This window comes from Pantoea sp. USMM079 (genome assembly GCF_037153115.1).
GTDB classification, from domain to species: domain Bacteria; phylum Pseudomonadota; class Gammaproteobacteria; order Enterobacterales; family Enterobacteriaceae; genus Pantoea; species Pantoea communis.
In genome coordinates this window covers 1-578 of record NZ_JBBCKX010000064.1, presented here as the reverse complement: position 1 = coordinate 578, position 578 = coordinate 1, and the positions used below count along the sequence as shown (strand labels likewise).

The 578-nt window shown below is 55.7% G+C and carries 1 rRNA gene; it reads right to left on the bottom strand.

The window, feature by feature from the left end:
* Positions 1-578 (bottom strand): 23S ribosomal RNA (locus tag WFP70_RS26510); the annotation flags it as partial.

The window sequence follows — 578 nt, the reverse complement described above, 5'->3', positions numbered from 1 at the left end:
GGGAGTCAGGGAGAACTCATCTCGGGGCAAGTTTCGTGCTTAGATGCTTTCAGCACTTATCTTTTCCGCACTTAGCTACCGGGCAATGCCATTGGCATGACAACCCGAACACCAGTGGTGCGTTCACTCCGGTCCTCTCGTACTAGGAGCAACCCCCCTCAATTCTCCAGCGCCCACGGCAGATAGGGACCGAACTGTCTCACGACGTTCTAAACCCAGCTCGCGTACCACTTTAAACGGCGAACAGCCGTACCCTTGGGACCTACTTCAGCCCCAGGATGTGATGAGCCGACATCGAGGTGCCAAACACCGCCGTCGATATGAACTCTTGGGCGGTATCAGCCTGTTATCCCCGGAGTACCTTTTATCCGTTGAGCGATGGCCCTTCCATTCAGAACCACCGGATCACTATGACCTGCTTTCGCACCTGCTCGAGCCGTCACTCTCGCAGTCAAGCTGGCTTATGCCATTGCACTAACCTCCTGATGTCCGACCAGGATTAGCCAACCTTCGTGCTCCTCCGTTACTCTTTGGGAGGAGACCGCCCCAGTCAAACTACCCACCAGACACTGTCCGCA